Below are 26,503 nucleotides of genomic sequence, written 5' to 3'. Positions count from 1 at the left end.
GGAGCGCAAGCGAGATAAATTGGGCGATCGACTTAGAAAATCTGATGCATGCCCCTCGATGAGATGCGGCAGGCTCAGGCATGGGGCAGGACACCGGACAATTCGAACCAGCATGGGTTATCGATCGCCACTCCAGGCCGGCGCCAAAGCAGCATAACGCCGGTCGAGAGCGGCCGCTCGGATGAAGCGGAGCGGCCGTTGCCCTGCGCGCCTACCCCGCAGCCGCGTTGACCGCGATCGGCGAGATCTCCTCGCTCTCTTCCAGCTTTCGCGGTAACCCCGCAAAGCCGCGCAACGCTTCCGCCATCTTCGCACGTCCGCTGACGCCGGTGATCACCACGTCCACCATCATCAGGGACGTGTGGATATGGCCACGCGCCTGCAGTTGTTCGACCGGGACACCGGCGGCAGAAAGCGCCTCGGCATACTCGATGCCCTCGTCACGCAGCGGATCGAATTCGCAGGTGGCGACGAACGCCGGGGGCAGGCCCGCCAGATTGCCGCGCAGCGGCGAGGCGCGCGGGTCGGTGCGGTCCGCGGGCGAACAATAGATATCCCAGAACCAGAACATCAGCGCGCGCGTCAGGAAATAGCCGACCGCATTCTCGGTATAGGATAGACGGTCGAACCTGCAATCGGTGACCGGGCACACCAGGAGCTGGCCTGCGATCTGCGGGCCGCCGCGGTCGCGCGCGAGCTGGCAGGTGACGGCAGCGATGTTGGCGCCGGCGCTCCAGCCCGCGACCAGCACCGGTCCCGGCCTGCCACCGAGCTCGGCTGCATGCTCGGTGATCCAGCGCGTTGCCGCATAGCCATCCTCGGCCGCGGCGGGGAAGCGATGATCGGGCGCATGACGATAACCGACGCTGATGACGATCATTCCGCTGCGGCGGCAGATGTCGCGGCAGAACGGATCGTCGGATTGCTCGTCGCCGAACACCCAGCCGCCGCCGTGAAAATAGACCACGATCGGATGCGGTCCGGGCGTCGCCGGTCGATAGAGACGGTAGGGCAGCAGACCATCGGCGCCGTGCAGCACGCCGTCGCCGACCTCGCCGACCGGCCGTCCGGCAGGACGTCCCCTGTTGAATTCGGCGACGAAGTCGCGCGCGCCATGGGCGCCGAGCGACTCGATCTGTGGCAGGTTCATCTCCGCCAGCATGCCGAGCACCAGCCGCACGTCCGGCTGCAGGCGAACGACCTGGCCGTCGTTGCATTGCTCCGAAACGTTCGGACCGGTCAGCCTGAAACCGAGCATGCCGCGGGCGACGACCTCATTGCAGATGCTGCGATAGGGGCCCACGCCACCGGTATAGGGCATCACTCCTCGCGCCTTGCCGGGCACGTTGGCGCCCGTGTACCAGGTGTTGGCGAGCCGATGCAGCGTCAGCATCGAACAGTCGGCCATGTGCTGCGCCCAGCCGGCCTGCGCCGTCTCGGTCGCGTCGATGGTCGTGAAGCCGGCCTCGCGCATCGCGGCCAGCCGGTCGACCACCCAGTCGACATGCTGCTCGATCGAGACCGCCATGTTCGACAGCACCGACGGGCTGCCCGGGCCCGTGATCAGGAACAGATTGGGGAAGCCTGACACCGTGAGCCCGAGATAGGTCTGCGGGCCGTTGGCCCAGACGTCGGACAGCGATTTGCCATCGCGGCCCGTGATTGGATGAACCGCCTTGATGGCGCCGGTCATGGCGTCAAAACCGGTGGCGAACACGATCATATCGACATCGATCGTGCGCTTGTCGGTCATGATGCCCGAAGCCGTGATCGATGTGATCGGCTCCTTTCGCAAGTTCACCAGCGTGACGTTGGGGCGGTTGAACGTAGCGTAGTAGTTGGTATCGAGGCAGGGACGCTTGGCGCCGAACGGATGGTCGCGCGGCGTCAATGCGTCGGCCGTCTCGGGGTCCTTGACGATGGTGCGGATTTTCTCGCGGATCAGGTCGGCGAGCAGCGCATTGCCATCGACGTCGACACCCTGGTCGGCCCAGAGCTGGGTCAGGATGTAGACGAGATCGCCGGTGGCCCAGGCCTGCTCGAACCGCTCGCGCCGCTCGGCATCACTCAATTGCCAGCTCACCGCCGTCTGTTGCGGATAAGGGACGCCCGCGAGTGACCAGCGTGCCTGCTCGCGATAGCCTGCCCGATCGCCTTGCAGCAGCGCCAGGCGGTTCGCCGGCGCCGGTCCGTTGTGGGCGGGCAGGGCGAAATTCGGCGTGCGCTGGAAAACGGTGAGGTGCGCGGCCTGCTCGGCGAGCAGCGGGATCGACTGGATGCCTGATGATCCCGTGCCGATGACAGCGATGCGCTTGCCGGCGAGTTCGACTTCTTCGTGCGGCCAGCGCCCGGTGAAGTAGACTTCGCCCTTAAAATCCTTGACACCGTCGATCTCCGGCGGCTTCGGCGCGGAGAGACAGCCGGTCGCCATGATGTAGTAGCGGCAGTAAAGATCAGCGCCATTGTCCGTCGCGAGCCGCCAGCGTTCTGCGTTCTCTTCCCAATTTGCCGCTGTGACCTTGGTGCAAAAGCGGATGTCGCGCCGCAACTCATATCGATCGGCGACGAAACCGAGATAGCGCAGGATCTCGGGTTGCGTTGCGTATTTCTCCGACCATTGCCACGCGCTCTCCAGCTCGGGATCGAAGGTGTAGCTGTAGTCGATGGTCTGGATGTCGCAGCGTGCGCCGGGATAGCGGTTCCAGTACCAGGTGCCGCCGACGTCGCCGGCCTCCTCGATCACCACCGCCGAGAAGCCGGCCTTGCGCAGACGATGCAGGAGATAGAGGCCGGCAAACCCGGCACCAACGACCGCGACATCGACCTGCTGCGTCGTACCGCTGTTCGTTGCTTCAGAAGAACGTGCTGCGACCGCTGCGTCTGGCATGCCACTCCTCCCGTATGATTATATTTTGAAGGAGGCTACTGCCGCGTGTTCAGTTTGTCATCAGGACATATGCAATCAATGGATGTTGGTTGCAGACCCATTCTGCCGAGGCACCGATTTCCGCGATTTCATGAATTCTCCGTGCGAAGCAGTGACTTACCCGCGATGCTCTTTGTTACATGCGCTTGCGTCGCTCATTCGTGCGCCGGCGCTCGATTCCTGTGGCCGCCCAGTTCGTGCTGAAATCCAGCGTGAAGTCGCGAAAACTCTCCACGGCGGGCGAGAGCGATGCGCTGTTCCGGACGAACATCGCGATCTTCCATTTGACCGTGGGTTGCGTGAGCGGCAGGAATGTCAGTCCGAAGGCGCGCACCAGCGGCTCCGCCATCGAGGGGCAGATTACAACGCCTTGTCTCACGCGCAGCATCGATAGCGCGGTGTTCACCCGGTGGACCGGCACCAGCTCCTTTGGGTGATGCCTGGGCGGCACGTTGCTCAACACGTTGATGGCGATGTTGGGCATGTAGTTGAGCACGGGCCGCTCGCGTAGATCCTTCCAACTAACCGACTTGCCTTTTGCCAGCGGGTCATCGCTGCGCAAAGCCGCCCAGAGCGGGTCGGCGCAAATCATGTGTACCTCGACCGATTGATCCGGGACGACGCCGGCCGGCCCGAAGCCGATGTCGGTAGAGCCGTTCTGCAAGCCGGCGAGCACCTCCTGGATCGGCACGTCGTCAAAGCGGACGTCCACGCCGGGATGGCTATTATTGTATTCAGCGATCAGCTCCGGAAGCAGCGTGCACGATAAGGTCTCGGGCGCGGCCACGCGCACCAACCCGCGGCGCAGCTCCTTCAGGTTGGTCAGACTCTCCAGCGCCTCGTCCAGGTTCGAGAGCACGCGCCGCGCCATTGGCGCAAAGCTCTCGCCGACGGCGGAAGCGGAAACCTTGCGGGTGGTGCGGTCCAAGAGGCGGAGGCCGACGCGACTCTCAAGCTCCTTGATCAGGCCCGACAACGCTGCCTGCGACAAGTGCATGGCCTTGGCGGCTTCCGAGAAGCTCGCGGTCTCCAGCACGGCCACATAGGCGCGCAACTGCCGCACTGTCACATCCATCGCCATGTCGGGTCCCCCAGCGTCGCCGTTCCCGTATTCATAGGATGAGGTTATCAATCGGTCAAAAAATACGCATTGTTCGATAGAAGGCGCGTATCTATCGTTGCGGCCTCGATGAGACGAGTCCAGCGATGTCTGCGATCGCACCAATGCGGCTCGGATAAAAATGGGATGGACGCGACGGGCTGCACCGCACCTTCGGGCGGCCTCAACGAGGCATTCATGAAAGTCACACGCCGAACCCTGCTCGGGACGATCGCCGCCTGCTTCTCGGCCGGCTCCGGCTTCGAGGCATTTGCCCAAGGCGATTGGCCGTCACGGCTGGTGCGGCTGGTGTCGCCCTACGGCGCCGGCGGGGCAAACGACATCTCGCTGCGCATCCTGGCCGAGCAGTTCGGGCGCAGCCTGGGGCAACAGTTCATGGTCGAGAACAAGCCGGGTGCGGGCACGCGCATTGCCAACGAGCTGGTCGCGCGCGCCGTGCCGGACGGATACACCTTCCTCTATGCCGCCGCGCCCTATGCCACCGCCGAAGCGCTGTTCGGAAAATTGAAGTACGAGCGCAAGGATCTGCAGCCGGTGGCGATGACGGTCATGGCGCCGCTGTTTCTGATCGTCAATGCCAAGGCGAGCTTCAAGAATTTGCGGGAGATGATCGCCTACGGCAAGTCGCAGACTGATGGCCTGACCTTCGCCTCGCCGGGCGCCGGCTCCCAACCGCATTTGGCGGCCGAGTTGCTGCTGAGAGACGCCGGCGTCAAGGGCCTCAACGTGCAGTACCGCGGCGATGCGATGGCGTACACGGAGCTGCTCGCCGGCCGCGTCGACGCCACCTTGACCGCAATCAGCACGGCGTTACCGCACATCCAGAACGGCGATTTCCGCGTGCTGGGTGTCGCCTCCGCCGAGCGCAGTGCCATCTACCCGCAGGCTCCGACCTTGCGCGAGCAGGGCTTTCCCAACGTGGTGGCCTCAGGTTGGTTCGGTTTCATGGCGCCGGCAGGTACGCCGCAGCCAATCGTCGAGCGGATGCAGCAAGAGATCAATCGCGCGCTCGCCGACCCCGAGGTGAAACAGAAGCTGCTCGCCCAGGGGCTGGAAACACGCGCCGGTTCGGCCGCCGAATTCGGCAAGTTCATCGACGGCGAGACACGGAAATGGAGCGAGGTGATCCGCGTGGCAGGGCTTAAGGGCGAATAGAGCCCTCAGTTCGCGTAGAGGCCTTCGACGATGGGCAATCGCGCGGCCCGTAGCGCTGGAAACAGCCCGCCGATCAGGCCCACGATCAGTGCGAGTGCGACGCCTTCGGCAATCAGCGAGGGGCTGAGCTTGAAGTCGAACACCACTTGCGTGAAGTTGCCGCCAAGCGTCGAGGCCGTGACGCCATCGAATATCAGATAGGTGGCGGCGGCACCCAGCAGGCCGCCGATGACGGCGAGCAACAGGGATTCGGCCAATGTTCCGACAAAAGCCGGGAAGCCGCCGAAGCCGATCGCGCGTAGCGTTGCGATTTCCGTCGCGCGCGCGGCGACCGACGAATACATCGTGTTGAGCGCTCCGGCGACAGCTCCGAGCGCCATCGCGATCGCCAGCGGCCAGCCGAGTTTCTGAATCAGGTCGGAGGTTTGCGAGGCCTGTTCGGCAAAGTAACTCGCTTCGGATTTGACATCGAGCTTCAGCCGCGGATCGTTGTCGCTGTAGCTTTTCAGCTCATTCAGTGCGGCCGGCCCGGTGAGCCGCGCGCGTACGGTCTGGACTATGTTGTTGCGGTTGAACAGGCTCTGCACCACATTGAGATCCGCCCAGATCTCGGATTCGAACACGCTGCCGCCGGCCTCGAACACGCCGACGACAGTCCAGCGCGTGGCGCCGAACGATACCGTAGAGCCGAGGTCCAGCCCTTCAAACTCCCGCAGCAATGCCTTGCCGACCACCACTTCGTTGCTGCCGCGATTGAACATGCGGCCTGCGGTGATGCGAACGTCCTTGCGCAACTCGGAGCCCTGTTCGCCGATCCCGCGCAGCGGCAGATTGGCCTTGGTCTTGGTGGTGCGTTTGATGCCGTCGACCACAAGATAGAGTTCCGGCGAGATCAGCGGCTTGCCATCACTGCCGCGCGCGATGCCAGGTCCATCCTCGATCAACCGCACCTGATCGCGGCTCACCGTGCTGTTGATCTCGGCCTGCGAGCCGGCCCGCAGCACGATGGCGATGTCGTCGGCGCCGGATCCCGCAATGGTGCGCTGGAAGCCGTTGGCCATCGCCAGGAATGCGAGCAGCACAATCACGACCAGTGCGATCGCGATCACCGTCGAGAGCGAAAGCCAGCGGCGCTGCGCGATGCTCTTGAGATTGATGGCGGTGACCGCCGCCACTTGAAGCCAAAGCGAACGCATGCCTATCCCCGTCCGAGCGCGGTTGCAATTTTGAGCCGCATGGCGTTGAGCGCCGGGATGATCCCGGTGATCAGCCCCAGCGCGATCATCAGCGCCAGCCCCTGCAGAGCTATGGTCGGCGATACGGCAAAACCGGGCACGACGTTGGCGAGGCTGTTGCGCAGCGCCATGGCGATCAGCGCCGCGATCGCCAGTCCGGGAATTCCGCCGAGCAGCGCCAGCAACACGGATTCGCCGAGCACCATTCCCAGGATTCGCGGGCCTGAAAACCCGAGCGTCTTCAATACGCCGATCTCGCGGGTGCGCTCCCGGATCGACAGCGCCATCGTGTTGCCGACGATCATCAGAATGGTGACGAAGGCGGCGCCGACCACCAGCACCACGATCAGCGCGATGTTGCCGAACTGCGCCGCAAAGGCCTTGCCAAAGGCCTTTTCAGTGTCGGTCGAGGTCTCGGCGGTGGAATTGGCGAACATCGCGTCGATTGTCTTGGCGACGCGATCGTTATGTTCGGGGGAGGTGGTCTGGAGGATCATCCAGCCGATGGTGTCTTTTCCGAAACTGCGGGTCTCGTCGAAATAGGCGTACTGGAACAGGAGGAAGTTGGTGTCGACATGCTGGGCCTTGCCCTTGACGATGCCGGCAATGGTGAGATCCCAGGTATGGCCGCCGCTCTTCTGGCTGAAGATGTTGCTATTGAGAGGAATGCGGTCGCCGATCTTCCAGCCCCATTTCTGCGCCAGGCTTTCGCCGACCACCGCGCTGCCGCGGTCCCGCATGAAGGCCTGAAGCTGCTCGGGCGGAACCTCGAATTCGCTGCGGTAGACGTCGAAATAGGTGTTCGGCTCGACCGCAAGCGCCATGATGAAGTTCTTCGGGTCCTGATAGTAGCCGCCGAACCAGTTGGCGAAGGTCACCTGCCGCACCCCTTCCACCGCGCGCACGCGGTTGAAATAGGCGATCGGCATCGGCTGGGTGAAATTGATCTTGTTGACGGTGATCATCCGGTCCGCGGCGGCGGCATCCTCGCCGGCGGTGAAGGCACGATAAAATCCGGCGAGCACGCCGAAGATCATGAAGGCGATCAGGATCGACACGATCATCAGGCTCGCGCGCAGTTTGCGGCGGAACAGGTTCTTTCGCACCAGGTCGAAGTCGTTCACGCGGCAAGCTCCCGTTCGACGAAGCGGCCCTTGTCGAGATGCAAGACGCGCTTGGCATAGTTTGCCGCCGCGGGGTCGTGGGTGACCATGACGATGGTCTTGCCGAGCTCGCCATTGAGCAGTTGCAGAATCGATAAGATTTCGTCGGCGGATTGACGGTCGAGATCGCCGGTCGGTTCGTCGCACAGCAACAGATTCGGGTCCGAGACGATGGCGCGCGCTATCGCCACGCGCTGCTGCTGGCCGCCCGACATTTCGCGCGGACGGTGCTTGACGCGATCGGCAAGCCCAACCACGGAAAGCGCGGTGTGAACACGCTCGGCGCGCTCTTTGCTGCGCAATTTGGTGAGCAACAGCGGCAATTCCACGTTCTGCGCCGCCGTCAGCATCGGCATCAGGTTATAGAACTGGAAAATGAAGCCGATGTTGGCGGCTCGCCAAGCCGCCAATTCGCCCTCGGAGAGACCGTCGATGCGATGGTCCGCCACCGCAATCTCGCCCGCATCGACGCGATCGATGCCGCCCAGCAGGTTGAGTAGCGTCGTCTTGCCCGAGCCCGACGGTCCCATGACGGCGACGAAATCACCGCGGGGAATCGCAAGATCGAGGTGGTCGAAAATCGAGATGGTTTCCTTGCCCTTGGTGAAACGCTTGCTTACGCCGGTAAGGCGAACCATCGGGTGTTCGGCTGTCACATTTGTCTCCTCTTTGAATCAGTCGGGAGCTAGTTCGCGGCGCTGGCGTCGGCGGAGCCGTTCGCCTTGTCGTTTGCCTTGGCCTCGCGCAGAAAATTCACCTTTACTGCCATGTCAGGCAGGATGCGTGGATCCTTCTTTTCGAAGCGAATACGCACCTTCACCGTGGCCTTTTCGCGGTTTGCGGTCGGCACGATCGCGATGACAGAGGCGGGAATGGTCCAGTCCGGATAGGCATCCAGCACCGCGTGCACGGCGCCGCCGGGGCTGACGCGGCCGATGAAGGCCTCGTTGACGTCGACCTCGATTTCGATGGAATCCATGTCGACGATGGTGCAGATGCCGGTGCGGGTGAAGCCGCCGACCGACATCGGCGAAATCATCTCGCCGGGTTGCGCGCTGCGGTCGACAACGACGCCGGCAAACGGCGCACGGATTTGATGCTTATCGAGCATCGAGGCGCTGCGCTTGGCGTCGATCTTGGCGGTCTCGAACTGCGACTGCGCCTGACGCAACTGAGCGCTGAGCACGCCGACGCGCGCTTGCGCCTTGGTCAGATCGGCCTCGGTGGCAAAATTCTTTTGCGACAGCGTCTGCACGCGCGACATAATCCGGGTCGCATCCTCCAGCTCGGCGGTGATCGCGGCGACGGCAGCGTCGGCGGTCTCGACCCGCGAACGCGCCAGCTCATAGTCCTTTTCAGCCAGCACGCTGTCGAGCCGCGCGACGACTTGCCCTTCGGTCACTGTCCTGCCTTCGTCGGTGAAGACCTCGACCACCTTGCCGGTAATCTCGGCCGCAACGGTCGCCTTGCGGCGCGCCACCACATAGCCGGAGGCAGCCAAGCTGCCAGCCGCCTTGCCATTGGTTGCGGTCTGCTGAGGCTGCTGCGGCGCTTGCGGCTGTGAGGCAGGCTGTGGTGCGGTTTGCGATGTCGTCTCTTTGGGCTGGTCCTGCCTGCGCAATTCGAAGGCGGCAAAGGCGGCAAAGGCGACGACGCAGGCGGCAATGGCCGCCGAGATCGGCAGCCAGCGGCGGCTCTTCGGTCGTTCCACCTTGGTGGCGCTGCGATCGATCGTCAGCGATCTCAGCAATTTGCTCTTGTCTTCGCGCATCGTTCATTTCCATCCGGCTGCTCGCCGCAGCTTCCGCGCGGGCGACATCGTTCTCGCACGGGCCGTCTCTCTTACAGCCGATCTACATGTCTCGCCATAGCAGCGGTCGAGCCCTCCGCTTTTTCGTGAGGCGGCGACCCCAGCTCGGTTGTAAATCCCGTTCAGCTCTCGCGCGCGCCGGGCGGCGCCCGTTTTCGACGAGGCGAATGGCGGAAATCTAAGGCCTAATGGCGATAGAAGCAATTCGTGGAACCAGCAAGAGTTGTACGCGCCGCATCGCCAATTTTCAGGACATCAGCATCGCGGATCCCTGCGTAGACGCCTGCGATCCTGAAATGACCGCAAAACTCGGGAAAATCTTGCAGGTCGGAACCCTGTCATTGGACCCGCGCGTATGTTTTTCCCAGCGAAGATACATAATGCTAGGGTTGAAGGCCCACCAGCGGGGAGGGCTTTCTTAAAACGATATTTCTGGGGCTTGCATTAGCCAATGTTCCAAGACAAGAGCTTGAGGAATCGCGGAAGCCTCATCGTGGTTGATCTGCCTATGACGAGACGCCAGCCTGTTTTGGTATGGCTTGGCGCAGCCACCATCGTCGGTATACTCGTTGCAACAGCCCTGGTTTGGTGCACCGGAGCTATGGCGGCGGGAGCTGATCTGTATCGGGCGCAGACTGTCGTCACGGGACAGGGCGAAGGCAACCGCATCATCGGCTTTGCCTCCTGTTTGGAGGACGTCCTGATCAAGGTATCCGGCGCACAGAAACTCGCGGGCGACCGTCGATTGGCGGCGTACAAATCGAACGCAAAAAGCTTCGTCAGGGCATTCAGTTATCGCGACCAGTTTGCAGGCAAGCCTGTTCGTGACGAGCAGGGTACCCGCGATCGGCCCTACGATCTGACGGTCGATTTTGACGAAAAGAAAATCGACGGCGTCCTCAAGGCGCTCGGCCTCAAGCCATGGCTTTCACATCGCCCGCGGCTGGCCGTTTTCATCGAGATGGAGCAGGGCCCGAGGAATTTTATTGTCACGGCGGATGGAGTTCAGTCCGATTTGCATCGCGACGCGTTGCTCGCAGCCGCCGACAGGCGCGGGATGAACATCGTGCTGCCCAGCATGGCCGCGTTGGCGAAATCGGGCCTGGAAGGCGCGAAGCTCGAGACTAGGCCATCGTCGGCTCTGGCGCCGCTTGCGACCGAGCAGGGTGGGGAACTCGCGTTGGTCGGACATCTGGTTTGGAATGATCGCGAGCTTGGATGGGTCACGCGTTGGCGAATTGACTGGGAAGGCCGGACGCACGTCTGGGAAGTACGCGGCGTTACGTTTGACGAAGCGTTTCGGCGTGGCATCGGCGGCACGGCTCAGATTTTATCAGACAACGGCGATCCGGGCGGCCGCCCGCGACGCTGACGGAGTTGGCCGCGGGTTAGCGGGATGGCGCTTCATCTGATCTCGATCGCCACCTTCCCGAAATGCGCACCGCTCTCCATGTGCGCAAAAGCGTCCCTGACCTGATCGAAACGGAACGTTCTGTCGATCACCGGCTTCATGCCGTTGACGGCAATCCCATCCGCCATCGCCTGGAGATCCTCGACCGATCCGACGGTGACGCCCTGCAGCCGCTGCTGCTGCATGACCATCAAGGGGAGCCGCAGGTCGGATGGCGGCGGCCCGGCGAGCACGCCGATGAACGCGATCGTGCCGCCGATTCTGGTCGCCCGGATCGATTCGTTCAGCGTACCGACCCCGCCCACCTCCACGACCAGGTCGACGCCGTGACCGCTCCATTCGCGGGCTTTCTTGCCCCAGTCGGGCGTCGTCTTGTAGTTCAAGGTATAGTCGGCACCGAGCTGCTTGAGGCGTTCGATCTTCGCGTCGCTGGATGAGGTTGCGATGACGCGCGCGCCGCACATTTTGGCGAACTGAACTGCGAACAGGGATACGCCGCCGGTCCCCTGCGTCAGAACAGTTTGCCCGGGCTTCACGCCGCCGAGCTTGACGATCGCGCTCCAGGCCGTGAGCCCGGCGCAGGGAAGCGCGGCGGCTTCGATGTCGCTGAGGTGCTCCGGTGTTCGGACCAGCGCGTGTTTCGGAAAAACCCGATATTCGGCAAGGACCCCGTCCACCGCGCCGCCGAGGGCTGAGCGCATTTTTGCTTCGCTTGGTTCGCCGCCGATCCAGCCTTCGAAGAAGCTGCCGATGACGCGATCGCCGGCTGCGAATTCCCGCACGCCTGGGCCTACCCGCTCGATCACGCCCGCGCCATCCGAAACCGGTACGAGCGGAAATTTCTGACGCGAGCCGTAGCCGCCCTTGACGGTGATGAGATCGCGATAGTTCAGCGTTGCCGCCCTGAGCCGGACGAGCACCTGGCCGTCGCCGGGCGTCGGCACAGGCTTATCCACGAGGGCAAGTCCATCGATTCCGCTCGGTCCCTGTAGCTCATAACATTTCAACGGAAGTCTCCTTTGATGCGGTCCTGTACGCGCAATATTGCCGCAAATGTTCCGGTTCCGCCAACCTTGCGGGTCAGAATCGCGCAGCCATCTCGGCCAGCCGCCGATGTGCGCCTTCGCGTGCCGCCCGGGTCGGTTCGAACGGCCCGGTGGTCGGCCCGATCGGCACGAAACGCACGTTGCTGACGCCGATGAAGCGGAGCGCCTCGCGCAGGTAGGGCGTCGCCATGTCGATGCGTCCACGATTCATGCCGGTGACGAAGTCGCTGCCACTGGCGAGAATGATGACCGTCGGCCGGTCCTTGAACAAGGGCAAATAGCCTTGCGCCGGATCGAAGCGGAACGCCAGCCCGGGCTGCGTGATCACGTCAATCCATTGTTTCAGCTTGTAGGGAATGCCAAAATTCCACATCGGCGTCGAGATCAGCACGCGATCGGCGAGCGCGAAGCGGAGCGCGATACGCTCGGTGACCGCAAAGGCGTCGCGCTGTGAATCGGTGAAGGCCCGCCCGTTGATGCGGGCATATTTGGCCTCCAGTACGTAGCCTTCGAACTCCGGCAGGTGATCCCGCCACAAGTTCATCACGTCGATGTCCCAGTCGGGCCGCGCTTGTTGAAAGCGGTCGACAAAGACGCGCGCGCCGGCTGAGGATTCCGAATCCGCGCGCGGCGAGCAGCTCAGGTGAAAGAGTTTTGGCATGGCCGTGCTCTGGTCATCCCAATCCCCTGATAACCGCATCGGCGTTGGTGACGACGGCGACGTTCTGCATCGCAAAGTTGATGGAGGCGTTGTGCCAGTCTGCGTTCATGGTCGAGCAGCAGTCTTCCGGCACGATCATGAAGTAGCCCTTGTCGGCGCCGGTGCGGGCCGTGTGCTCGACCGACATGTTGGTCCAGGCGCCGGTGTTGATGATCATGTCGCGGCCGGTCGCCTTCAGGATGGTCTCCAGCCGCGTGCCTTCCCAGGCGCTCATGCGCATCTTCTCGACGATGAAATCGCCGGCGCGCGGCTCAAGCCCCGGCACCGGGGCGGCACCCCAGCTTCCGCGCACCATCGCGCCGCTGTCGACCAGACCTTCGAACAGCGGTGCGTTGAGCGTGACGCCGGGCGCGCCAGGTTCGACGATGAACCAGACATGGATGATGACGACGCCGCGCGCCCGCGCCGCCTCCGCCAAGCGGCGAACATTATCGACCACCCGCTGCTGCCGCGCATGAACCGGCGATCCGGAATCGGCGAATGCGCCACCCTCCATGATCACGTCGTTCTGCAAATCCTGAATGATCATCGCGCAGCGCCGAGGATCGAGCTGCATGTCGCCGCCGGTAAGTTGTGGTGAGGCAGGCGTGGCAGAGGCCGTATCAGGACCGGACGAGGTGCGGCCGCTCATATAGGGCTCGTGGCGCGGTCCGGCCCTGACCGGAATCGCATAGACCGAATGCGTGGCAGTCAGATAGAGCGTGCGAAAATCAGAGCCGCCCCAGGTGAGATTGGCGACGAGTTCGGGCACGCGCACCTTGCCGAGCAACTCGCCTGATGGCGAATAGACCCAGACACCGCCGGGCGCCGTGACCCAGACATTGCCGCGCTGGTCGCACTTCATGCCGTCGGGCAGGCCGGGCTCGAGTTCGGAACGGATGCCGCTGGCGAAGACGCGCGCGTTGGCGAGCGAGCCATCGGCTTCGACGTCGAAGGCGCGGATCAGCGCCTGCGTGGTATCGTTGACGTAAAGCAGGCGCTCGTCGGGCGAGAAGCAAAGGCCGTTCGGCTGATCGAACATGTGCCGATCGACCACGAGTTTCGGTGGGCCACCGCCGGGCGGAACGCGATAGACGCCCTGGAAGCCGAGCTGGCGCGGCCGCTCGACGCCGTAGACGGGCATGCGGCCATACCAGGGATCGCTGAAATAGATCGCGCCGTTCGAATGTACGCAGACGTCGTTCGGGCTGTTGAGCTCCTGATTCTCGAAATGCGAGGCAATCACCTCGCGCCTTCCGTCGGGTCGTTCGCGGATCAACGACGAGGTGGCGTGCTCGCAGACGATCAAATTGAGCTCGGTGTCATAAGTCATGCCGTTGCATTTGTTCGACGGACGCTTGACCTCGACGACGCCGCGCTTGGCATCCCACCGGCGGCGCACGTCGGCCGGCATATCCGAAAACAGCAGGAAGTGATGGACCGGGTGCCAGATCGGCCCCTCAGTGAATTCAAAACCCGTGCCGACCTGGCCGACCGGCGCATAGGGATCGATCAACGTTTCGAATTCCGGGCGCAGCGTCACGTGCGTCATCGGTCGGTCCTTTCAGCGCTCAGGCCGGGAACCAGTGGCGTTGCGGCAAGCTCTGAACGATGGGGCCGGGCACTTGGTCGTGCAGCCGGCCGACCACCATGCCGCCTTCGATCTTGGCCGGCCGGTCGTGCACCGGAAGGAGGTAGCGCGAGTTGCTCAGGAGTTTTTTGATTGCCGCCTTCTCTGCTCTTTTGCTGGTGCCGTGATTGCCCGTGGTGCGCGGCTCCCAATCATGGATTTCGTGGAAGGGATTCACGATCTGGTCGTTGAAATCGTAGATCACGTCGCCGCAGATGGTGGCGATGCCGTCGGCGGTGTGAACATGGATGTTCATCGAGCCTTCGGTGTGGGCGTTGGCGGCCTCGCAATAGACGCCCGGCATCAGCTCGATCGGCCCGGTCACTTCGAGATCGAGGAAGCGCAGTGCGCTCTTGGTGTGCAGGCGGTCGATCAGATGCTTGATATCGGGCGCCGGATATTGCGGATGCATCAGGCCGGAGACGGAATATTCCAGCTCCTTGCGGTTGAGCACTACCGTCGTGTTCATCGGAAACAGATCGTCCTTGCCGGCATGATCGATGTGCAGATGGGTGTGGCAGACGAAACGGACGTCGCCCATGCGCACGCCGTGGCGCGCAAGCTGGTTCTCGATCATGTTCTCGTGGAACTGGAGCCCGCGCATGCCCAGCGTTTCCATGATCTGGTTGGAGCGGTAGCCGGTGTCGATCACCACCGGATAGGGGCCGCCGACGATCAGGAAGCCGAGCGTCAGGACACGGCGGGTCCGGCCGCAATCGCGGCCGAGCACGAGAAAGCTCGATTCCAGTTCGATATCCCCATAGTCCAGGATCTTGATTTCAAGCGGCATCTGTTCCCTCCCACATCCTTTTCATTGGCGGATCCGCGCGCCGTCATCGGTCAAGCCGGTAGACGCGCAAAGCAGTCGTTCGCAGAACGGCGTCGCGCTGATCCGCGGCAAGCGCGGCCGTCGCGGCGAGATAGACGTCGATCAGTTCGCGATAGCTGGTCCAGAGTTTCTCGATCGGAAAATTGGAGCCGAACAGGCAGCGCTCGGCGCCGAAGATCGCGACCGTTTCGGTGACAACACCGGCTACGTGCGCCGGGTCGTTGCGGTGGATGAAGGTGCCGAGCCCGGAAAGCTTTGAGACGATGTTCGGGCAGGCCGCGAGCCGGGTCATGCCGGTGCGCCAGGCGGATCGACCCTGCGGCGAAAGGTCTTCCAGCATGCCGGCGTGCTGCAGGATGAAGGTTACATCGGGACAGGCTTCCGCGAGGCCTGCGGCATCTTCCATTTGCGGCGCGAACACCTGCAGATCGAAGCTGAAGCCATAATCGGCGAGCCGCGCGATGTTGCGGCGTATCTTCGGATCGGCGCAGAGGTCCGGTCGCGCGGCAAAACGATAGAGCGGGTTTTCGTGCCAATGCAGTTGCATGCGCACGCCGCGCACCAGCGGATAGCGCGCCAGACCATCAAGCTGCGGGCGGATATCATCGACGTTGAAGTCGGCGTAGGAGACGATAGCGTGCGGCCAGCCATGGTCCTTTGCGGTCTCTTGCACCCAGGCCGTTTCGTCCTCGAAGCGATCGTTGGCCCAGTTGGTCTGCACGTAGACCGACCGCGTCACGCAGGAGCCTGCGAGGTCACCAAGATATTCCTGGATCGGATAGTCGCGGCGGATCGGCTCATAGGGGCCAAAGATGCGCGGCTGCATCGGGCCGACAAGCCAGGGCAGGTCGGCCTGGCGCCAGATGTGGTGATGGGCATCGACGATATCGGTCACGCGGCCTTCCTTTGTCCAAGCGAGAGCACATGCGAAACGATCGCGGCGGTTGAGCCGCCATCGCCCAGATCATCCACGAAATGGCGGATCGCGATCAGCGCTTCGGTCTGCGGCTGAAAGCCGGGGCCCGACGCCAGCGGCGTTAGCCAGCTCAGGCGCCAGGCGCGCCGCGACAGCTTTGCAACGGCGTCGCGTAGCGCGGAGGGATCGCCACGTTCGAGCCCGTCGGAGAGGATGACGACGGCGGCGCCACGCGCATAGCTGCCGAACCGCGGTACCGCCAGGAACGCCTGCAGTGCGTCGCCGATGCGGGTGCCGCCGTCCCAATCGCTGACCAGATGCGCGGCGGCGAACAGCGCCTGCTCGCGGCGCTTGAGACGGAGCGCGCGGGTGACGCGGGTGAGGCGGGTGCCGAAGGTGAACACTTCGACGTTGGGAGCCGCGTGCGACAGCGCATGCGCGAGCTTCATGTTGTCGTCGGTGCGTCCCTTCATCGAGCCGGAGACGTCGATCAGCAGCAGGATCTTACGCGGCCGGGTGCGCCGCTTCAGCCGGCCGAGCCGCAGCACTTCGCCGTCGTTGCGCACGCTCTCGCGCAAGGTTCGCCGCAGATCGGCCCAGGGACCGCGCCGGGCGCGCCTGCGCCGGTGACCGCGCCGCCGTGGCAGCCGCGCAGGCGCCTCGCGCGAGAGCCGGCGCAGCACATCGCCGGTCGCGCCCGGCGTGAAGCGGCGTTCGACCAGCGCTTCCGCGCGGGCGGCGGCAAGTCCTGATTCGTTGGCTTCATCGGCGAGCAATGTTTCGTCCTCACCGCGGCCTTCCTCCTGCAGGCGAACCACTTCCTCATCTTCGGCGCCCGCGCGATCGATTGCTTCGCTGCCGAGGAAATGGATGTCGAACAGCCGGTCGTAGGTCGCGCGCCGCTCGGGTGGCGGCGCGAGCGTTGCCAATCCAGCCTGCCGAATGGCTTCGAGGCTGCGCGGACCCAGCAACTCGATGGCGGCCAGGAACGTAGTCGTTTGTTCCGGCGCCACTGCAAATCCGTTGGCGCGCAATAGAGCGACAAAGGATACGAACACGCCGGCAGCGCGTGGCAATTGAGGTTCGTCGCTCACGCGGCAGCCTCCGCAATCAGGGCGTCGAGCCGGCCGGAGATGAAGGTGAGATCCTCCTCGTCCTTCAGTGCAACCCCGATCGAGCGCTTGAACGCATCCGGCCAGCGGGCGCCGCGCGCGTGCAGCAGTGTGGCGGCTTCGGCCCAGTCCACGGCTTCCGCGATTCCGGGCGCCTTGCTGAGCGGTTCGCGCCGGAGTTTGCCGACGGCGGCGACGACCGCGCGCGCGGTCGCTTCGGCGACACTGGAAGCCCGCATCATGACGATACGCGCCTCGCGCTCGGCAGTGGGATAATCGATCCAGTGATAGACGCAGCGGCGGCGCAACGCTTCATGCAGATCGCGGGTGCGGTTTGAGGTCAGCACGACGACCGGGCGCTCGGCGGCGCGAACGGTGCCACGCTCGGGAATGGAAATCTGGAAATCGGAGAGGAATTCCAGCAGAAAGGCCTCGAACTCCTGGTCGGCGCGGTCGATTTCATCGATCAGTAGGACAGTGGAGTCAGGCGCGCGCAACGAGGCGAGCATCGGCCGTTCGATCAGAAACGTCTCGCCATAGATGTCGATCGTCTCCTCGCCCGCCTGGCGGATCGCGAGCATCTGGCGCGGATAGTTCCACTCGTAAAGCGCGGCGGCTGCGTCGATTCCTTCATAGCATTGCAGGCGGATCAGGCGGCGGCCGAGGACGGCGGCGATCGCTTTTGCGGCTTCCGTCTTGCCGACGCCGGGCGCGCCTTCCAGCAGCAGCGGCTTGCCAAGCGCCAGCGCAAGGTAGGCTGCCGTCGCTAGGCCCTCGTCCGCAAGGTAGTATGCCGTCCGCAACGCTCGCTCCAGCGCCTCCGGGCTGTCGATGCCGACGATGTTGCCGCGGACCGTCATGTTCTGCCTCAGCGCCGTGCCTGCGGTCGTGCGCCGCCTTGGGCCTTGATCGCCCGCAAAACTTTTTCCGGCGTGATCGGCAATTCATCCATCCGCACGCCAACCGCATTGAAGATGGCGTTGGCGACCGCAGGGAGCACCGGATTGGCGCACATCTCGCCCGGGCCCTTGGCGCCGAACGGTCCGTCGGCCGCGGGGCGTTCCAGCACCGCGATATCGTGCGGGCAGATGTCACCGGGTCCGGGCATCAGGTATTCGACGAAATCGCGCGGGCCGTGCGCCGGATCGGGATAATAAGGCTCGGGCGTTTCAAACAGCGCGTGGCTGATCCCCATCCACGCACCGCCGACGAGTTGCTGCTCCACCAGCCGCGGATTGAGCGCGCGGCCCAGTTCGTATGCACTGTCCATGCGCACCATCGCGATCTCGCCGGTCTCGTCGTCGACCTCGACCTCGGCGACCAGGCAGGCGTGCGCGTAGCAGGTCGCCGGCGACATTTCGCCGGTCTCGGGGTTCACCTCAGATAACGGCACCAGAAAGATGCCGCGTCCCGATATGGTCTTGCCTTGCTTGAATTGCGCGGCGATCGCGACGTCCTTGGTGGAGATCGAACGGTGCGGCGCGCCTTTGACGTGGATGTTGCCGCGCCCGTCGGTCTCAAGATCCGCAGCGTTGACCTCCAGTTCCTCGGCGGCGGCCTCCATCATGACGCCGCGCGCCTCCCTGGCTGCCGCCATCACCGCGTTGCCGACGCGGTGCGTGCCGCGTGACGCGAACGAGCCCATGCAGTGCGGTCCGGTGTCGGAATCAGCGGTATCGACATAGACGTCCTCGACCGGCACGCCGAGCGTCTCCGCGCAGATCTGCCGCGTCACCGATTTCATGCCCTGGCCGAGGTCGATCGACGACAGCGATACGGTGAACTTGCCGCTGGGGTTGGAATGAACCAGCGCCTGGCTGGGGTCGCCGCCGAGGTTCATGCCGATGGGATAGTTGATCGAGGCGATGCCGCGTCCGCGATGCTTTGCCATGGTCAGCGCCTCCTGGTGCCGAAGACGGAAGAAAAGCGCGTGGCGCCGTGTGATGGCGATGGCGGCCTTGGAGGAGGGGGCGGCGCGGGTGGCGGCGGTTCGTGGATCGGCGCAGGAGGCGCGCGATCGTAGGTGGTCCGCTGCTGTGAGACCGCGGCGCGTTGCGGGACAGGCTCGATCGGCGTCGGCGATATCGCCGCCCGGCTGACGCCGCCGTCCTTGCGCGATGACATGCGTTTGAACTCTTCGCGCAGCGGCCACTTGGCTTTTTCGGCGGCGACCTGGACGCATTCGATCAACGCGGTGTTCTTGGCCTCACGCCGGTGTGCTTTCATGTCACCGTCGCGGTAGGCGTTGAGGATGCGGAACTCCATCGGGTCGATGCCGACGAGATGGGCGAGCTTGTCCATCTGGCATTCGAGCGCAAAGTCCATCGCCGTGACGCCGAAGCCGCGCATCGCGGTGGCCGGCGTCCGGTTGGTGAACACGCAGTAGACGTCGCCATGGACGTTCGGAATCGTGTAGGGGCCGGGCAGGTGCGCCACGCATTTGACCACGGCGTAACTTGAAAGCCGCGTATAGGCACCGCTGTCGAAATAGGCGCAGATCTTGCGGGCGACGATGTGGCCGTCGCGCTTGATGCCGTCCTTGATGTAGATCCGCTCGGCGCCGCGCGGCGAGCCGAACTGCATCTCCTCCTCGCGGCCGAGCTGGTAGCGCACCGGACGCCCGGTCAGCATCGCGCCGAGAATGGCGAGCGGCTCGGTGAGCGTATCCACCTTGCCGCCGAAGCCGCCGCCGACGGTTCCGCCGATGAAGTGGAAGGTGTTGGAGGGGACGTCGAGGATTTTGGCGCAGGTATCGAGCGAGAAGAACAGCGCCTGCGTCGAGGTGTAGACGACATAACGTCCGTTGGTATCGGGGGCTGCGATCGAGCCGTTGGTCTCGGTCGGCGCATGCTCGATCGGCGACATCTGGTAGCGCTGTTCGAGGACGTGATCGGCCTCGGCGAAGCCGCGCTCGACATCGCCGAAGCGCAGCTTCTGGTGATCATAGACGTCGTGATAGATGAAGGTGTTCTTGGGGTAGACCTCGTTGACGACGGGCGCGCCCGGCTTCAGGGCTTCCTCGACGTCGAACACTGCGGACAGCGGCTCGTAGTCAACGCGCACCTTCGCCATCGCCTCATAGGCTTCTCGCGGAGTGTCGGCGACAACCGCGATGATGGGCTCGCCCTTGTAGCGCACCTTGTCGACCGCAAGCGACGGCTCGTCGTCTTTGCCGAAATTGATCAGGCTGAGCAGCGTATTGAGATTGCGCGGCACATCGGCGCCGCGAATGATGCGGCGAACGCCGGGCGAACGTTCCGCTTCCATCGTATCGATGCGGCGCAGGCGGGCATGTGCATGCGGGCTGCGCAATACTTTCAGATGCAGCATGCCCTGCAGCTTATGGTCATCGAAATAGGTCGAAGTGCCCGTGACATGGCCGAGCATGTCCTGGCGCTGCGTGCCCTTTCCGATCTCTTTCAAATTTTCGTCGCGCTCGTCGGCGAAGATGTCCTTGCGCAGTTCCAGCATGGTCGTTCCCTTTAGGCGCGTGCGCGACCACTCGCAGCGGCGGCGAGCACGGCGTTGATGATCGGCTCGTAGCCGGTGCAGCGGCAGATGTTGCCGGAGATCGCCTCGATGACCTCGGCGCGGCTCGGCGACGGATTGCGATCGAGCAGCGCCTTCGCCGCCATCAGCATGCCCGGCGTGCAGTAGCCGCATTGGGCCGCGAACTGCTCCATGAAGGCGCGCTGCAGCGGATGCAGGTTGGGACCGTCCTTCAGCCCGTCCAGTGTTTCGACCGAGCGCCCGTTCGCGGCTTCCGCCAGCGTCAGGCAGGAGAGATGCAGCTCGCCATCGATCAGCACGCTGCAGGCCCCGCAACCGCCCTGGCCGCAGCCGAATTTCGGCGTCATGTCGCCGATCTGTTCGCGGAGCGCGACCAGCAGATTGACGCCGCCGTCGACGAATAGCGCGACGTCGCGGCCATTGTGACGAAACTGGAGCGCGGTCTTGGTCATGATGGCTTACTCCAGCCCGGATAACAGGCGACGAAGGTGAACGCCGACGATCTCGCGGCGATACCAGGCGCTGCCAAAGGCATTGTCTGTGGGCGACATACCTTCGGCGGCTACCGCCGCAGCAGCGTTGATCGCCGCATCGTCAAGCGAACGTCCCTCCAGCGCGCGCTCGGCGGCTCTGGCGCGAATTTGCGTGGCGGCCATCGAGCCGAGCGCGATGCGGGCTCCCGATATGCGGCCGCCGCTGACTGGCAGGTGCGCGGCAAGCGTGATCACCGAGCCGCCCTTGGGCTTGATGCGCGCGATCTTGCGATAGCGGAAAGCGTCGGCGCTTGCGGGCCGCTGGCAGGAGATGGCTAGCACCAGCGCGCCGCTCTGGCGTTCGCGGGATTGCAGGAACTCTTCGATAGGCATGTCGCGCGCACCAAGACCGCCCTGGACGGAAACAGTCGCATCTAGCGCGAGCAGTGCGACGGTGAAATCGCCATAAGGGTTGGGCGCGAACAGATTGCCGCCCACCGTGCCCATGTTACGCACGGCCGGCCCGCCGATTGAACGAGCTGGGGCGTGCAGAAAGGCGAGTTCGCGCTCGGCCAGAATTCTCGCGAAGGTGACGCCGGCGCCGATCGTCACGCGCGAGCTTGCGACATCAATATGAGACAGTGCGCGGTCGGTGGCACGCACGACGGTGGAAATCGAGACGTCGCCCTCGTTGAGCGCGCGCATGACAAGCGTGCCACCGCCGAGATAACGCGCGCTGCGGTCGGACGACAATGCCGACGCGGCCTCGCCAAAACTCGCGAATGTCTTCACCGTAACGGGCATGGTATTGCCTCCGCTTTCATGCGGCCTCCTTCAGGTGCTGGCGAATGGCATCGAAGCCGGCTTGATAGATCTGTTCCGCGACCATCTGCGTCAGCCGTTCGGCATCCGCGGGGCGCGTGGTGAACCTGGATTCCCAATGCCAAAACGTGCGGTCGCCGTCGGTGACCGGAAGCAGGCGTACATGGGCGACATAGTTGAACATCGGGATCGGCGTATCGAGCAGGCAGTAGCTGAAGGTCTGTTCAAGGTCCGAAAGCGCCAGCAGTTGCTCGCGCAGCTCCGAGCCGTCCTGCAGCTTGAAGCGTCTGATACAGCCGATCTTATCGGCGGGCTGTGCGCGCTCGATCGTGCTGGTGGCGACCTCCGGATGCCAGCGGTCGTGGCCGTTAAAGTCGCGCAGCACATTCCAGACCACACCGGTCGGCGCGTTGAGGATCGTGCTTTTGACGACATGCGGCACGCTAGCCTCCGAAGGCGCGCTTGAGCGCGTCGAATCCGCCCTGGAACACGCCGGTTCCGATGTTGCTGACGAGCTCGTTCTCCCGCTCCGGTGCGCAGTCGAACTCGGCGGTCCACTCCAGAAACGTCTGGTCGCCGTCGGTCACAGGCGTCAGCCGCAGCGTTGCAACGTAGTTCTCCACGCCCATCGGGGATTCCAGGATGGAGTAGGTGCAGAACATGTCGTAGTCGGACAGCCCGAGCAGCTTCTCGCGGATACGATCGCCGTTGCGCAGGCGAAAATCCCGCACGCATCCGATCTTGTCTGCGGGCTCGCCGCCCTCGATGCGGCTCTCCGCAATCGCGGGATGCCAATTCGGCAACCCGTTGAAGTCGCGCACGCGCGCCCAGACGCGATCGTTGCGAGCGTTGACGACAGTGGAGACGTAGACCCGGGCCATGACGCGTGCTTATCCTTTCTTGCGCGGTCCGCGTTCGGCGGGTGGCTCGCCGGGGGCCGGAGATGGAGGCGCATCGGATTTGGGCGCACCGCTTTTGCGCGTGGAATCCCTGATGCCCTGCATGTCGCGCGCTTCGCGAATGAGGCCGGGCATCTTGGCGAGACTGCCGCCCTCGACGCCGATGTCGGAAAGGATCGAGTCGATCAGCGGCGCCTGCACCCGGTAGCGCAGCGCCGAGTCGATCACCTCGTCGGTGGCGCTGCGGCCGCCATTGCCGCCGCCACCGTTGCCGTTGAGGCCATCGACCTGAAGGATGCGGATGCCTTCGATCTTCTCCATCGGCTTGACGCTCTCGCGCACGATGCCCTCGATCCGGTCGAGCAGCTTGCGGCGGAACAGCGAGTAGCGCGCCTGGTCGGTGAGCACGTTCTCCGCTTCGTTGAGCAGCCGCTGCGCCTCGGCTTCGACCGCGGCGCGCACGCGCTCGGCGTCGGCAGCGATACGGGTCTCCTCGGCCCGCTTCTCCGCCAGCAGCACCTCGACGGTCTTTTGTCGCTTGGCGATCTCGCTTTCGCGGGCGGTGACGACGCGCTCGGCCGCTTCGGTCGCGCGCACGCGCGCATCTTCGGCCGCCACCTTGGCTGCCGATTCCTCCAGAGATTTCTGATAAAGCGCGATCGCCTTTTCCATCAGCGCCGTTTCGACGTCCTTCTCGCGATTGACCTCCAGTTTCCGCAGATCGCGCTCGCGGCCGATGCGGGCTTCGTCAAGGCCACGGTCGGAGGCGATGCGCGCCCGCTCGACTTCCTCGCGGGAAGCGATCTCGGCCTCCTGCAGCGCCTGGACACGGGCGACTTCGAGTTGCTCGATCGCGCGCCGGCGTGCCAGCCGAGCGGCCTCCAGCGCCTGTTCGCGCGAGACGTCGGTGGTCTCGACTTCCTTGCGGGCATTGATCTCGGCCTGCTTGACCTGGCGGTCGGCATCGATGCGCTCGGAGCGTTTGGCGGCAAGCGCGATCACGCGCTCCTCGTCGGCGATCTCGACCGCCTTTTTCTGGTCGATATTGAGCACTTCGCGCGTCCTGGACGAGGCGATACGTTCAGCCTCCAGCGCCAGCTCCACTTCGACGCGCCGCCGTTCGATGGCATCGCGCCGCTTGAGCTCGGCGGCCTCGATCGCTTCGGTGCGCTCGATTTCAAGTCCCCTTGTTTCTCTTTCGGCCCGAATGCGTTGCGCGGCGACGACCTTCTCCTGGGAGATGCGGGCGGCCTCGATCGCTTCGCGCGAGGCGATATCGGCCTCCTCGACGGCGCGGTTGCGCGCGATTTCGAGTGAGCGAACGCGTTCTTCCTGGGCGATGCGGGAGGCTTCCGTAGCCTCTCGCGCAGCGATGCCGGCAACTTCCAGCGCCTGGTTGCGCTCGATTTCCAGCTTGCGTGTGGTCTGCTCGGCGGCGATCCGCTCGGCCGCGAGTGTCCGTTCGCGCGCGATCCGTGCGGCTTCCACGGCCTTTTGCGCGTCGATCTCGGCCTCCTGGATCGTGCGGACCTGCGCAATCTCCAGCGCGCGGGTGCGCTCGTCGGACGCAATGCGTTCGATGTTAACGATCGTTGTCTGGGCGATGCGCGCTTTCTCCGTCGCCTCGCGCGCCGCGATCTCGGCTTCTTCGACCGCGCGGGTACGTTCGATTTCGCGCCTTCGGGTTTCTTCCTCGTTTGCGATCCGCGCGTCGGTGACGGCGCGATCCTGCTGTATGCGCGCCTTCTCGACCGCCTCGCGTGCCGTGATCTCGGCTTCCTCGACGGTCCGGGTGCGCTCGATGTCGCGCTGCCGCACCTCGCGCTCGGAGGCGATGCGGGCGGTATCGACCGCGCGCTGGTTGGCGATCTTGGCTTTTTCGATTTCCTCGCGCGCCAGCAGCTCCTTCTCTTCGACCGCGCGCGTGCGCTCGATCTCGCGGTGTCTCGTTTCGCGTTCCGAGGCGATGCGGGCTTCGGCGATCGCGAGCTCGTTGGCGATGCGCGCCTTCTCGATAGCCTCACGCGCCGAAATCTGCGCCTGCTCGGCCTCGGTCTCCCGCAAGGCGCGTTCGCGCGCAACTTCCGTGCGCTGCAGAGCGCGGCGCATCTCGATGTCGCGCTCCTGTTCGAGGCGGGCGGTCTCGCTCTCGCGTTCGATCTCCAGCGCCTGACGTTCGGCGTCGAGATTGCGGGAGCGGATCTTGATCATCGAATCCTGTTCGATGTCGTTGCGCAGCTTACGCTTGGCCTCGATATCTTCCATCAGCCGCGTCAGACCCTCGGCATCAAACCGGTTCGACGGATTGAAATATTCGAGATCAGTCTGGTCGAGATCGGTAATCGCGACTGACTCCAGCTCGAGGCCGTTCTGGGCCAGCGCCTCGGCGGCGGCGGCCTTGAGCCGCGTGACGTACTCGCCGCGCTGCTCGTGCATCTGCTCCATGGTCATTTCGGCGGCAACCGAACGTATGGCGGAGACGAACTTGCCGGACAGCAGGGCGTGCAACTGCTCCGGCTCGAGCGTGCGCCGTCCGAGCGTGGCTGCGGCAATCGCGACCGCTTCGCGGGTCGGCTGCACGCGCACGTAAAAATCCGCCTCGATATCGATCCGCATGCGGTCGCGGGTGATGACAGCGTCATGCTTCGCGCGCACGATGCCCATCGGCAGCACGTTCATGTTGACGGGCGTGTAGTCGTGAATGAAGGGCAGCACGAAGGCGCCGCCATTGATCACCACGCGCTCGCCCAAGAGACCGGTGCGGACGAAGGACACTTCCTTCGACGAACGGTGATAGAGCCAGTTCACGATGTAGACGACGATGGCGATCACGACGATCGCTATGATCAGCCAGAGGATCAATTCGCCAACCAGAGTCCCCGACATCTCTTCCTCCCTTTGGTCTCGGCGTTACCGCGCGCCGATCGCCTTAAATTTACGAACCTGTTCCGTGAGCGCCCGCTCCACCGGCAGGCGCTCCATCGACGATGCGCCGTAAAAGCCGTGGCACTTGCGCGTGTGTTTCATGATGAAGTCGGCGTCGGCGGGCTCGGCGATCGGGCCGCCATGGGCCAGCACCAATATGTCCGGATTGACGCTGAGCGCCGCCGCAGCCCAGGTGTCGATCTGTTCCGGGCAATCTTCGAGCTTCGGCGCGGTATGCGCGCCGATCGCGCCGCCTGTGGTCAGGCCCAGGTGACAGACGATGATGTCAGCGCCCGCAATCGCCATGGCCGCGGCTTCGCTCTCACTGAACACATAGGGCGTCGTCAGCATGTCCTTGTCGCGCGCTTTGGAGATCATGTCGATCTCCAGCGCATAGGACATTCCGGTCTCCTCGAGGTTGGCGCGGAATACGCCGTCGATCAGGCCGACGGTCGGAAAGTTCTGCACGCCGGCAAAGCCCAGCGCCTTCAACTGATCGAGAAAATTATCCATGTCGCGGAACGGGTCGGTGCCGTTGACGCCCGCCAATACCGGCGTCCGGGTGACGACGGGGAGCACTTCGCCGGCCATCTCGAGCACGATCGCGTTGGCGTCGCCATAGGGCATCAGCCCGGCGAGGGAGCCGCGTCCTGCCATGCGGTAGCGGCCGGAATTGTAGATCACGATCAGATCGACGCCGCCGGCTTCCTCGCATTTGGCCGATAGGCCAGTGCCCGCGCCGCCGCCAACGATCGGCTCCCCCTTGGCGGCCATGTTGCGAAACTTCTTCAGGATGGCTGAACGTTCGAACTTCGCCATGG

General features: G+C 64.1%; 23 protein-coding genes. 2 read left to right on the top strand and 21 right to left on the bottom strand.

The features are described 5' to 3' along the window. Positions 1–211 precede the first annotated feature (211 nt). A complete protein-coding gene (locus tag IVA95_RS21450) occupies positions 212–2,887 on the bottom strand; it encodes an alpha/beta hydrolase fold domain-containing protein (protein WP_247512275.1) in 2,676 nt (891 codons plus the stop codon). 175 nt (positions 2,888–3,062) lie between these two features. Continuing rightward, positions 3,063–4,148 carry a LysR family transcriptional regulator gene (locus tag IVA95_RS21445; RefSeq protein ID WP_247512289.1) on the bottom strand — a complete coding sequence of 362 codons (1,086 nt, stop codon included), beginning with the start codon at positions 4,146–4,148 and terminating at the stop codon, positions 3,063–3,065. Between the two features lie 75 nt (positions 4,149–4,223). Between IVA95_RS21445 and IVA95_RS21440 the strand changes: the two genes are divergently transcribed. Then, positions 4,224–5,201 carry a tripartite tricarboxylate transporter substrate binding protein gene (locus IVA95_RS21440; RefSeq protein WP_247512274.1) on the top strand — a complete coding sequence of 326 codons (978 nt, stop codon included), beginning with the start codon at positions 4,224–4,226 and terminating at the stop codon, positions 5,199–5,201. A gap of 5 nt (positions 5,202–5,206) precedes the next feature. On the opposite strand, the gene IVA95_RS21435 is transcribed toward IVA95_RS21440, so the two are convergent. The 4 genes from IVA95_RS21435 to IVA95_RS21420 are packed head-to-tail and all read right to left on the bottom strand — an operon-like array spanning position 5,207 to position 9,370. Then, complete coding sequence (locus IVA95_RS21435; protein WP_247512273.1) at positions 5,207–6,397, bottom strand: ABC transporter permease; 1,191 nt, start codon at positions 6,395–6,397, stop codon at positions 5,207–5,209. A gap of 2 nt (positions 6,398–6,399) precedes the next feature. Further along, positions 6,400–7,560, bottom strand: a complete 1,161-nt coding sequence (locus tag IVA95_RS21430) for an ABC transporter permease (protein WP_247512272.1) — start codon at positions 7,558–7,560, stop codon at positions 6,400–6,402. Further along, positions 7,557–8,237 carry an ABC transporter ATP-binding protein gene (locus IVA95_RS21425; protein ID WP_057842962.1) on the bottom strand — a complete coding sequence of 227 codons (681 nt, stop codon included), beginning with the start codon at positions 8,235–8,237 and terminating at the stop codon, positions 7,557–7,559. The genes IVA95_RS21430 and IVA95_RS21425 overlap by 4 nt, the downstream gene beginning before the upstream one ends. Positions 8,238–8,284: 47 nt before the next feature. After that, entirely contained in the window at positions 8,285–9,370 is a 1,086-nt protein-coding gene (locus IVA95_RS21420) for an efflux RND transporter periplasmic adaptor subunit (RefSeq protein ID WP_247512271.1), read from the bottom strand. A 532-nt stretch (positions 9,371–9,902) separates the two neighbouring features. On the opposite strand from IVA95_RS21420, the gene IVA95_RS21415 reads away from it, so the two are divergent. Continuing rightward, entirely contained in the window at positions 9,903–10,781 is an 879-nt protein-coding gene (locus IVA95_RS21415; RefSeq protein WP_247512270.1) for a DUF2066 domain-containing protein, read from the top strand. Between the two features lie 32 nt (positions 10,782–10,813). Here the strand turns inward: IVA95_RS21415 and IVA95_RS21410 are convergent, their stop codons facing one another. The 15 genes from IVA95_RS21410 to IVA95_RS21340 form a co-directional block, all read right to left on the bottom strand. After that, the gene (locus IVA95_RS21410) at positions 10,814–11,827 is read right to left on the bottom strand and encodes an NAD(P)-dependent alcohol dehydrogenase (protein WP_247512269.1); all 1,014 of its coding nucleotides are present in this window, start codon (positions 11,825–11,827) and stop codon (positions 10,814–10,816) included. Positions 11,828–11,900: 73 nt separating this feature from the next. After that, positions 11,901–12,527 carry an NAD(P)H-dependent oxidoreductase gene (locus tag IVA95_RS21405; RefSeq protein WP_247512268.1) on the bottom strand — a complete coding sequence of 209 codons (627 nt, stop codon included), beginning with the start codon at positions 12,525–12,527 and terminating at the stop codon, positions 11,901–11,903. Positions 12,528–12,540: 13 nt separating this feature from the next. Next, positions 12,541–14,118 carry an isochorismatase family protein gene (locus tag IVA95_RS21400; protein WP_247512267.1) on the bottom strand — a complete coding sequence of 526 codons (1,578 nt, stop codon included), beginning with the start codon at positions 14,116–14,118 and terminating at the stop codon, positions 12,541–12,543. A 19-nt stretch (positions 14,119–14,137) separates the two neighbouring features. Then, entirely contained in the window at positions 14,138–14,986 is an 849-nt protein-coding gene (locus IVA95_RS21395; protein WP_213251370.1) for an MBL fold metallo-hydrolase, read from the bottom strand. Between the two features lie 43 nt (positions 14,987–15,029). After that, on the bottom strand, positions 15,030–15,920 hold the full coding sequence (locus IVA95_RS21390; RefSeq protein WP_247512266.1) for an amidohydrolase family protein: 891 nt from the start codon (positions 15,918–15,920) through the stop codon (positions 15,030–15,032). Beyond that, positions 15,917–17,035 carry a VWA domain-containing protein gene (locus tag IVA95_RS21385; protein ID WP_247512265.1) on the bottom strand — a complete coding sequence of 373 codons (1,119 nt, stop codon included), beginning with the start codon at positions 17,033–17,035 and terminating at the stop codon, positions 15,917–15,919. The genes IVA95_RS21390 and IVA95_RS21385 overlap by 4 nt, the downstream gene beginning before the upstream one ends. After that, positions 17,032–17,913, bottom strand: a complete 882-nt coding sequence (locus IVA95_RS21380) for a MoxR family ATPase (RefSeq protein ID WP_247512263.1) — start codon at positions 17,911–17,913, stop codon at positions 17,032–17,034. The genes IVA95_RS21385 and IVA95_RS21380 overlap by 4 nt, the downstream gene beginning before the upstream one ends. A gap of 8 nt (positions 17,914–17,921) precedes the next feature. After that, complete coding sequence (locus IVA95_RS21375) at positions 17,922–18,944, bottom strand: molybdopterin cofactor-binding domain-containing protein (protein WP_247512262.1); 1,023 nt, start codon at positions 18,942–18,944, stop codon at positions 17,922–17,924. 2 nt (positions 18,945–18,946) lie between these two features. After that, positions 18,947–20,524: a xanthine dehydrogenase family protein molybdopterin-binding subunit gene (locus IVA95_RS21370; RefSeq protein WP_247512261.1), complete on the bottom strand. Its 1,578-nt coding sequence runs from the start codon at positions 20,522–20,524 to the stop codon at positions 18,947–18,949. 11 nt (positions 20,525–20,535) lie between these two features. Then, positions 20,536–21,015, bottom strand: a complete 480-nt coding sequence (locus IVA95_RS21365; RefSeq protein WP_247512260.1) for a (2Fe-2S)-binding protein — start codon at positions 21,013–21,015, stop codon at positions 20,536–20,538. Between the two features lie 6 nt (positions 21,016–21,021). Beyond that, on the bottom strand, positions 21,022–21,840 hold the full coding sequence (locus IVA95_RS21360; RefSeq protein ID WP_247512259.1) for an FAD binding domain-containing protein: 819 nt from the start codon (positions 21,838–21,840) through the stop codon (positions 21,022–21,024). Between the two features lie 16 nt (positions 21,841–21,856). Next, a complete protein-coding gene (locus IVA95_RS21355) occupies positions 21,857–22,300 on the bottom strand; it encodes an SRPBCC family protein (RefSeq protein ID WP_247512258.1) in 444 nt (147 codons plus the stop codon). Between the two features lies 1 nt (position 22,301). After that, on the bottom strand, positions 22,302–22,739 hold the full coding sequence (locus tag IVA95_RS21350) for an SRPBCC family protein (RefSeq protein ID WP_057842976.1): 438 nt from the start codon (positions 22,737–22,739) through the stop codon (positions 22,302–22,304). A gap of 9 nt (positions 22,740–22,748) precedes the next feature. Beyond that, positions 22,749–25,643, bottom strand: coding sequence for a flotillin family protein (locus IVA95_RS21345; protein WP_247512257.1), 2,895 nt, complete (start codon positions 25,641–25,643; stop codon positions 22,749–22,751). Positions 25,644–25,667: 24 nt separating this feature from the next. Further along, positions 25,668–26,501 carry a phosphoenolpyruvate hydrolase family protein gene (locus IVA95_RS21340; protein ID WP_247512256.1) on the bottom strand — a complete coding sequence of 278 codons (834 nt, stop codon included), beginning with the start codon at positions 26,499–26,501 and terminating at the stop codon, positions 25,668–25,670. Between the last annotated feature and the right edge of the window lie 2 nt (positions 26,502–26,503).

This window comes from Bradyrhizobium sp. 157 (genome assembly GCF_023073815.1).
Classification (GTDB): domain Bacteria; phylum Pseudomonadota; class Alphaproteobacteria; order Rhizobiales; family Xanthobacteraceae; genus Bradyrhizobium.
Note: the sequence above shows the minus strand (reverse complement) of the source record. Positions and strands in the feature narration are given on the sequence as shown.